A 7,011-nucleotide genomic window follows, 5' to 3' on the forward strand; every position below is an offset into this window, starting at 1 on the left:
CGGGTTTTCTATTTTCAGGTAATGAAAACCGCTATTCCCAGCCGACCATGCGCTGATAGAGCGCGTAGACCGGATCGGCTGCCGTGTCGGGCCGATACGCCGACGGCTCGGCATCGATCATCCTCGGCGTCCTGCGCTCGGGTGCCGCTTCCGCCCCGTCAGCATCGGGCTCGGCATCCTCACAGCCGGATTTCGCCTGCTGCTCGTCCTGCGGCGCACCGTCCTGGTGATGGTGATGCTGGTGACTCGTTTCACCGGCGTTTTCGTTCGACGGCGTATCCTTGGCGAACTGATAGGGCAGCTGGGCATAGGCAAAGCCCTCCGGCACCCTGGCCGCGAGCGGCACATAGGAGGCCTCGGCCATCTCGGGAAGCGGCATCGGTCGCGGCTGTGCGGCAATTTCTTTCGGCTGTCGGAGGACCACAGCCGTGGCCCCGGTTTCCATCGGCGACGGGTGAGGCGTTGCGGACTGTCGAGCGCCGGCGGCCAGATCTGGCGGCTGTCTCGTCAAGGTCTCCTTCGCTTCGCTGATGATGGCCTCGTCGAGAATGGCATCCACCTCCACCGCCGCCTCGACAGCACCATCCCCCATCACGTTTTCCAAGTCCTGCTCGCGGATGATGGTGACGATCATCTCGGAGACCTCTTCGGTCATCGAGGCGACGATTCCCGTCCAGTTCCGGGGAATGACAGGATCGGCTTTTTCCGACGTTGCGCGAGGCTGAATGACCGGCAGCTGCGTCACCTCGGCCGTGTCGTCACCTGGCTCCGCCGGCCCCGATTGCCTAGCTTCGACCTTCGGGGCAACCTCTGCTTTTGTCGCCGAAGCGGAGTGAATCCGGTTTTCAGGCTGCGAAATTTCAGGATCAGCGGCTTCCACGGTTGCGGCGGTCACCGCTTCCTCGGTTGCCGCAAGCAGGGCGGTCTCGAACAATTTGCCGGCTGGTTCGGTTCGCTTTTCCGCCGGCTGGCGGATCGTGGCGGGCAGGCTGTCTTCATGCAGCTGGATCTCGGGCCGGGCTTCGGCACGCATCGGCGACGCGTCGTTCTGACCATAGGAGCGGACAACGGCACGGGCGGCAAGATCGCGATCCTTGTAACGCACCATTTCCAGATAGGCGATGATACGCGCCGCCTCAGGCCCCGCCGGGTTCTTCAGGGCTTCGGCGATCATCCGGAGCGGCAGGTTGTGACCTTGCTCGTTCAGCTGGCGTTCGACCTCATCGATTCTGGCGGCCGGCAGCCGCTGAATGGCGTCGGCAAGCCGAGAGGCGAAGGCCAGATTGGTCTCGTCTCCACGGCGATCGAGGGAAATGGAACGGCCGGCCGCATCGATGACATCGAAAAGGGCTTCGACCATACGCTCGCGTGCCGCAAGGAGCAGGATATTGAGCTTGCCGGCAATGGCGGAATTCAGGTCGGCGGCTTCGACCGCGTTGACGGGCGCGGGGGCAATCACCGAACGCTCAAGACCGCCGGCAACGATCGCCGCAGTCTGGCCCTGAGATGAAAAGCTTGCATTGGACGCTGCACGAACGGGGGTCAACATGGCATGCCCTTTCGTAAAGTGACGATGAAAGCAGGCTCTATGAAAGGACCGCGCTCATCCGGTCCCTTGCATCCCGAGCAGATCCTCCTGTCCGCATGACGCAAGCGGCGCCATCGAATGCCTAAAAATTAAATCGAATATTAAGAAACAGAGATTAACCAATCGCTAACGCCCGCGGATAAGTTCATCCGCGGCTGCGGACAGTGGAGACTGACGGCAATTCGCTTAGCTGTGAGCGAAGATATCGGCCTCTTCCCAGCCGAGAAGGTCGAGCTTGGCGCGGGTCGGCAGGAATGCGAAGCAGGCCGTAGCGTGGTCGAAGCGGCCGTCGCGGATCAGGCGGGCCGTCAGCTTGTCGCGAAGTGCGTGCAGATAAAGCACGTCGGATGCGGCATATTCGAGCTGGGCCGGCGACAGTGTCTCGGCCGCCCAATCGGAAGATTGCTGCGCCTTGGAGACGTCGACATCGAGCATCTCCTTGAGATTGTCCTTGAGGCCGTGGCGATCGGTGTAGGTGCGGCAGAGGCGCGAGGCGATCTTGGTGCAGAACACCGGGTTCGTCGTGACGCCGAAAGTATGGAAGAGCACGGCGATATCGAAGCGGCCGTAATGAAAGATCTTCTGGTGCGTGGGATCTTCGAGCAGAGCGACGAGATTGGGGGCCTCTGTCTGGCCGGCGGCAATGCGGATGATGTCGGCGGTGCCGTCGCCCGGAGAAAGCTGGACGACGCAGAGACGATCCCGCCGCGGCACCAGGCCCAGCGTCTCGGTATCGATCGCGATCGCGCCGGTATAGCGGGCCGCATCGGTCGCGGAAATATCGCCTTCGTGATAACGGATGGTGGCGGCCATGAGACTGTCTTTCGTTCGGATATTCTCCACTCGCGCTATAGCGCAAAGGCACACATTGCGAAACTGCTTCCTGCTGCGGCTGGTTCAGAATGTCGGCGGCGTGTTGATCCAGAGGAGCACGGTTTCGCCATCGTGGCGGTTGCGCCAGGAATGGTAGCGGCGGCTTTCGAAATACAGTGAATCGCCCGGGCCGAGATCGAAGAACTGGTCGCTGTCGAGCACGAGTTCCAGCCGGCCGGACAGGACATGCATGAATTCCTCGCCTTCGTGGCGATAGGCGCCCTCGCTGGCGGCGCCGGGCGCCAGCACGAAACGGTGGCAATCCATCATCCTTCGACCTTCGGCAAGCAGCTGCACCGTGACTCCGGGGGTCGTTTCCGGCCAGGTGCGCCACTCGCCGGCGCGTATCACTGCCGGCACCTCCTCGCTTTCCGCGCCGGAGAGGCGGGAGACGGTGGTGGCGTAATATTCGGCGAGGTCGTGAAGCGTCTTGAATCCGACGCCTTGCGAGGTGCGCTCCAGCGTCGAGAGCGTCGAAGCGGTGATGCCGATATCACCGGCGACCTGATCAAGCGTTTTGCCCGCGGCGTGGCGGAGGCTCCGCAATTTACGGCCGAGGCCGGAATCCTGGCCGGGTTCGGCACCGTCGGCGGAAGGTTCCTCGCTCTCCAGCGCCTCGCGAATGGCGGCGGGATTGAGACCGCGCTCGGCCCGATACCAGGAGATGCGCTTCAGCCGCGCCACGTCTTCGGCGCTGTATTGGCGATGGCCGGTTTCGGAGCGGCCGGGAACGACCAGACCCTGGCTTTCCCAGAGGCGCAACGTCGAGGGGGAGACGCCCGCCAGCCGCGCGGCCTCCGCCACCTTGTAGCGCACAGGCCCGTTGTCACTCATCAGCCAATACCCCGATTCTCGTTGCGCGAGCATTCATCAAATCGCGTGATGTTTGAAGCAAAAAATGCCGCTTGTTTTCTTGCAGAAAAAATGTAGGAATTTCCAGAGCATCTTACAGAACTTATGTAAGATAAATCCAAAAACGTCAAACGGGAGCAGATCGATGACCGCGACACACCTTACCGACCGGAAGAATGCCGCGATTTCGCGCGGTGTCGGCATGACCACCCAGATCTATGCGGACCGCGCAGAGAATGCCGAAATCTGGGACAAGGAGGGCCGCCGCTATATCGATTTCGCCGCCGGCATCGCCGTGCTCAACACCGGTCACCGCCATCCCAGGGTTATCGCAGCCGTCAAGGAGCAACTCGACCACTTTACCCACACCTGCCATCAGGTCGTGCCCTACGAGAACTACGTCAGCCTTGCCGAACGGTTGAACGCGCTGTTGCCCGGCAATTTCCAGAAGAAGACGATCTTCGTCACCACTGGCGCCGAGGCGGTCGAGAATGCCGTCAAGATCGCACGCGCGGCAACCGGCCGCTCGGCCGTCATCGCCTTCAGCGGCGGTTTCCATGGCCGCACCTTCATGGGCATGGCGCTGACCGGCAAGGTCGTGCCCTACAAGGTCGGCTTCGGCGCGATGTCCGGCGACGTGTTCCATGTTCCTTTCCCGGTAGAACTTCACGGCGTCTCCGTCGACCAATCGCTCGCAGCGCTGAAGAAACTCTTCGCCGCCGATGTCGATCCGCAGCGCGTCGCCGCCATTATCCTCGAGCCGGTGCAGGGCGAAGGCGGATTCTATCCGGCGCCCGTAGCCTTCATGAAAGCACTGCGCGAACTCTGCGACCAGCACGGCATCCTCTTGATCGCTGACGAGGTGCAGACCGGTTTTGCCCGCACCGGCAGAATGTTCGCGATGGAACATCACGAGGTGGCCGCCGACCTGACGACGATGGCGAAAAGCCTTGCCGGCGGCTTCCCACTTGCTGCCGTCACCGGCCGCGCCGAAGTCATGGACGCGCCGGGACCGGGCGGGCTCGGCGGCACATACGGCGGCAACCCGCTCGGCATCGCAGCCGCCCATGCCGTCCTCGACGTCATCGCGGACGAAGACCTCTGCAGTCGCGCCAGCCAGCTCGGCGGACGGCTGAAGCAGCGGCTTGAATCCTTGCGCGAGAAGGTGCCGGAGATTGCCGATATTCGCGGACCTGGCTTCATGAACGCCGTCGAATTCAATGACCGGACGACGGGATTGCCGAGTGCTGACTTCGCCAACAAGGTGCGGCTGACAGCGCTCGACAAGGGGCTGATCCTGCTCACCTGCGGCGTCCATGGCAACGTCATCCGCTTCCTCGCGCCGATCACCATTCAGGACGAGGTCTTTGGCGAGGCGCTCGACATTCTCGAGACGTCAATGCTGGAAGCAAGCACGGGCAAGTGACCGCATCGGAACCGCACTCAATCCCCAATGAGGATATGACATGGCTTTCACGACCGCATTGACAAAGCACGTTCCTTTCTCTTCTCCCTTGCTTCGCGACGCCGGCTACATCAACGGCGTCTGGACATCAGGCAATGCTGCTGGAACTTTCGACGTGCTCAACCCGGCAACCGGCGAGCTGCTCGCCTCCCTGCCCGATATGGGCGCAGCCGAAACGCGAACGGCGATCGATGCGGCCCATGCCGCCCAGCCGGCCTGGGCTGCCCGCCCGGCCAAGGAGCGCAGCGTCATCCTGCGCAAATGGTTCGACCTGATCGTCGCCAATGCCGACGAACTCGCGGCGATCCTGACGGCCGAAATGGGCAAGCCCTTCCCGGAAGCACGCGGCGAGATCCTTTATGCCGCCGCCTATATCGAATGGTATGCGGAAGAGGCCAAGCGCATTTACGGGGAGACGATCCCGGCGCCTTCCAACGATAAACGCATGATCGTCATCAAGCAGCCGGTCGGCGTCGTCGGCACGATCACGCCGTGGAATTTCCCGGCGGCGATGATTGCCCGCAAGATCGCGCCGGCGCTTGCCGTCGGCTGCACTGTCGTGTCGAAGCCGGCCGAGCAGACGCCGCTGACGGCGATTGCCCTTGCCGTGCTCGCCGAACAGGCCGGCATTCCCGCCGGCGTCTTCAATCTCATTGTCGGGCTCGATGGCCCGGCGATCGGCCGCGAGCTCTGCGGCAATGAAAAAGTGCGCAAGATCAGCTTCACCGGCTCGACCGAGGTCGGCCGTATCCTGATGCGGCAATGCGCCGACCAGATCAAGAAGGTGAGCCTGGAGCTCGGCGGCAATGCGCCGTTCATCGTCTTTGATGATGCTGATCTCGACGCTGCCGTCGAGGGCGCGATCGCTTCGAAATATCGTAATGCCGGCCAGACCTGCGTCTGCGCCAACCGCCTCTATATCCAATCAAACGTCTATGACGCCTTTGCCGCCAAGCTCGCCGCCGAAGTCGCCGCAATGTCGGTTGGCGACGGGTTCAAGCCGGGTGTCGAGATCGGGCCGCTGATCGACGAGCAGGGGCTCGCCAAGGTGGAGGACCATGTCGGCGACGCGCTTGCCAAGGGCGCCAATGTTCTGACCGGCGGCAAGCGCCTCGACGGCACCGGCACCTTCTTTGCGCCGACAGTGCTGACCGGCGTGACCCGCGGTATGACGGTGGCGCGCGAGGAAACCTTCGGGCCGGTAGCGCCGCTCTTCCGCTTCGAGACGGCCGAGGACGTCATTGCTCAGGCCAACGAAACGGAATTCGGCCTGGCCGCCTATTTCTATGCCGGCGACCTTAAGAAGGTCTGGCGCGTGGCGGAGGCGCTGGAATATGGCATGATCGGCATCAATACCGGCCTGATGTCGTCCGAGACAGCGCCTTTCGGCGGCATCAAGCAATCCGGCCTCGGCCGCGAGGGCTCCCGCCACGGCGCCGACGATTATCTGGAGATGAAATATCTCTGCATTGGCGGCGTCTGATCGGCCAGCCTCGATCCTTGACCAGGGTAGGTGCCGGTAGCGAGGAACACGGCCGGCATGCTGGTTTTCGTGTGGAAGCCGGTCGATCTCCGGCCGGGTATCCCGACCGCGTACTTGAGCCTCTCTGTGTCGAAGAGGCTCTGTTGCTGGCGCGTCTCTAAGCGGACCGGGATTGACCTGGCCGAAGGCGCCGGTGCCAATAGTGCGTATCCGGCAGTGTTTCACGTTCTCAAAGTGCCGCCTGCGGTTGCCACGGGCTGACGACAGTTGCTCCAAGCGTGATCTCCCTTCTCAGTTTATTATGGGAAAACAGCTAGCCGACATGGACATTTTTTCGCGCGCGATCCAAGGCTATCGGAAGTAGCTCTACCCGTGGATGCGCCATGACGATTTTAAAGCGTTTACTTAAGCGTCCGCTCACATCGGCGGACCTGCACCGGCTGACCAGGCAAAACATGATGAAGCCGCCTTTACCAAAAGGAATGTATGAAGCCGCTGCGGGCCTTGTAGGAAAGTCAGGCCTCTCACTGTGGGATTACTGGCGCAAAACTTTTTCGATGCAATTGGACGAAATCGCTGCCCAGAAGACGTGGCAAGGTCAACGGGCAAGGCTCTTAGAGCTGTTCTTAGCTGAACAAGGATGGTGCGATATTTGGGCGTCCGCCAAAGACGTTGAAGCGCCGGTATGGGGACACCTAGTTTCCGAGGTGGAACCTTTCGCCGCCATTCCAAAAGAACATTGGAATGGGC

The 7,011-nt window shown here is 62.0% G+C and carries 5 protein-coding genes and 1 pseudogene; 3 read left to right on the forward strand and 3 right to left on the reverse strand.

From position 1 onward, the window contains the following. Positions 1 to 31 precede the first annotated feature (31 nt). The 3 genes from AC13QO_RS01670 to AC13QO_RS01680 all read right to left on the reverse strand — a co-directional run bounded on the left by AC13QO_RS01670 (position 32) and on the right by AC13QO_RS01680 (position 3,295). A complete protein-coding gene (locus tag AC13QO_RS01670; RefSeq protein ID WP_488539741.1) occupies positions 32 to 1,549 on the reverse strand; it encodes a hypothetical protein in 1,518 nt (505 codons plus the stop codon). Between the two features lie 225 nt (positions 1,550 to 1,774). Then, positions 1,775 to 2,401: a ribonuclease D gene (locus AC13QO_RS01675; protein ID WP_285192094.1), complete on the reverse strand. Its 627-nt coding sequence runs from the start codon at positions 2,399 to 2,401 to the stop codon at positions 1,775 to 1,777. Positions 2,402 to 2,485: 84 nt separating this feature from the next. Further along, positions 2,486 to 3,295 carry a MerR family transcriptional regulator gene (locus AC13QO_RS01680; protein ID WP_488539742.1) on the reverse strand — a complete coding sequence of 270 codons (810 nt, stop codon included), beginning with the start codon at positions 3,293 to 3,295 and terminating at the stop codon, positions 2,486 to 2,488. Between the two features lie 163 nt (positions 3,296 to 3,458). Here AC13QO_RS01680 and AC13QO_RS01685 point away from each other — a divergent pair, with 163 nt between their 5' ends. From AC13QO_RS01685 to AC13QO_RS01695, 3 genes and pseudogenes are all read left to right on the forward strand, one after another. Then, entirely contained in the window at positions 3,459 to 4,739 is a 1,281-nt protein-coding gene (locus tag AC13QO_RS01685) for a 4-aminobutyrate--2-oxoglutarate transaminase (RefSeq protein WP_488539743.1), read from the forward strand. 40 nt (positions 4,740 to 4,779) lie between these two features. Beyond that, the gene (locus tag AC13QO_RS01690; protein WP_488539744.1) at positions 4,780 to 6,261 is read left to right on the forward strand and encodes an NAD-dependent succinate-semialdehyde dehydrogenase; all 1,482 of its coding nucleotides are present in this window, start codon (positions 4,780 to 4,782) and stop codon (positions 6,259 to 6,261) included. A gap of 383 nt (positions 6,262 to 6,644) precedes the next feature. After that, a pseudogene (locus AC13QO_RS01695) lies at positions 6,645 to 7,011 on the forward strand (hypothetical protein); the annotation flags it as partial.

This window comes from Rhizobium sp. CNPSo 3670, assembly GCF_057784555.1.

Coding starts and splice junctions, on each gene's coding strand:
- AC13QO_RS01670 (WP_488539741.1), bottom strand. CDS start 1,549: ATGTTGACCCCCGTTCGTGCAGCGTCCAATGCAAGCTTTTCATCTCAG.
- AC13QO_RS01675 (WP_285192094.1), bottom strand. CDS start 2,401: ATGGCCGCCACCATCCGTTATCACGAAGGCGATATTTCCGCGACCGAT.
- AC13QO_RS01680 (WP_488539742.1), bottom strand. CDS start 3,295: ATGAGTGACAACGGGCCTGTGCGCTACAAGGTGGCGGAGGCCGCGCGG.
- AC13QO_RS01685 (WP_488539743.1), top strand. CDS start 3,459: ATGACCGCGACACACCTTACCGACCGGAAGAATGCCGCGATTTCGCGC.
- AC13QO_RS01690 (WP_488539744.1), top strand. CDS start 4,780: ATGGCTTTCACGACCGCATTGACAAAGCACGTTCCTTTCTCTTCTCCC.